1 protein-coding gene and 1 pseudogene are annotated in these 1,301 nt (G+C 37.5%); one reads left to right on the top strand and one right to left on the bottom strand.

Annotated elements, in window-relative coordinates:
- Positions 1-207: 207 nt before the first annotated feature.
- Positions 208-894, top strand: coding sequence for a hypothetical protein (locus QUA33_RS28075; protein WP_333153051.1), 687 nt, complete (start codon positions 208-210; stop codon positions 892-894).
- Between the two features lie 175 nt (positions 895-1,069).
- Here the strand turns inward: QUA33_RS28075 and QUA33_RS28070 are convergent.
- A pseudogene (locus QUA33_RS28070) lies at positions 1,070-1,301 on the bottom strand (hypothetical protein); the annotation flags it as partial.

Raw genomic sequence — 1,301 nt, 5'->3', positions numbered from 1 at the left:
GACGGAGCTTGCGAGCGAACCCAGCTCACTCGCCGACCTTGGCAATACCGCAACGCAGTTGCGGTGAGCAGTTACGGAGTTGATAATCACTGACTCAACCTCTTTCATCAGACATAATTAGAGAGCGTTACCAAACGTGATGGTGATACGTACAAATGTGCTATACTGTACTACAAGGCTAGCTTAAGTTTTAGATCGGGAGAGAATATGAGTAGATTTGAAGGTGATTGCGCTGGAAAAAATATAATCACTTACGGTTCTAGAGCAGGGAAAGAATACTCTCCCCATGACATTGGACAATATTTAAAGCAATTTAAGCTTAATGATGCTCTTAGGCTTATTGGAGAATTATCCTATGAAATATTTAAGTCAGGTAAAGGATTACACACTATCAAAGATCTACCAGTTTTTGATGGTGTTCTAGCTTATTTGTCCATGCGATTAATCGAAAGCTCTAACGATTATCGCAATAAAGATATGACTATAGATGATTTACTGAAAGCTATTGATATGTATTTGGGGCTTCCCGACCCATTTCAAGAGGACAGCGATAATCTACAAGGTTTTCTCATAAGATTCGGAGCTTCTCAATTGGACTATGATCGTGAAGCTCGTCACCTCCTTCCAAGAACTCTGATCATTTACGAAAATTTATGGACTAAAAGTGGAAATTGCAATCAAGTTGATATAGCCAACGCGATTAAGAGCTTTTCTGGGTTAAATTTACAGGAAATATTAGTATTAAGCTGGGCTTTTTCGCATAGTGCCAAGAAGGGATTTTTGCGCCTATTTGAAGATGTAGATCAGTATCCTGATACCCTAAAATACTATTTTGATCTCAATAACCCACATTCCGCAGTTGCGATCGTAAAATCCAGTCTTTTTAAGAGATGAGAAATATTGAAGCGTCAAATATAAGAGTACAGGATCTTGACCACTGCGGCTGACGGGGTGACAACCCCGTCAAAGAGTAGATATAATCAAGGTTCTAGCCCTTATACCCAGAAGTGTTGAACGCTTATTGATAGGATTCTGAAAATAGACATACGAATCCTATAAAATGCTGATTTCAGCAATTGAAAACAAGTTCCTTAAACCAGTGAATATAGCTGATTTTCTCACACATAAAAGCCTGTAAATATCGTAACTTGTCTAAGAGTTTATTTCCAATAATATCAGGAACTTCAACTAACTGAAGCAACAAATAACAAATCAAACAGGCATAGATTTGTATCTTAATTCCCTTAGTATTTTTAGTAATTAGACGAGCCAGTTTTAAATGCATTTTTAAGAATTTCCAC

The sequence above is a fragment of the Microcoleus sp. Pol14D4 genome (assembly GCF_036701245.1).
GTDB lineage: Bacteria > Cyanobacteriota > Cyanobacteriia > Cyanobacteriales > Microcoleaceae > Microcoleus.
This window is presented reverse-complemented; position numbering and strand designations above follow the sequence as displayed.

Bases quoted from the DNA above. Each gene is read 5' to 3' on its own strand.
- QUA33_RS28075 (WP_333153051.1), top strand. From the start codon at position 208: ATGAGTAGATTTGAAGGTGATTGCGCTGGAAAAAATATAATCACTTAC.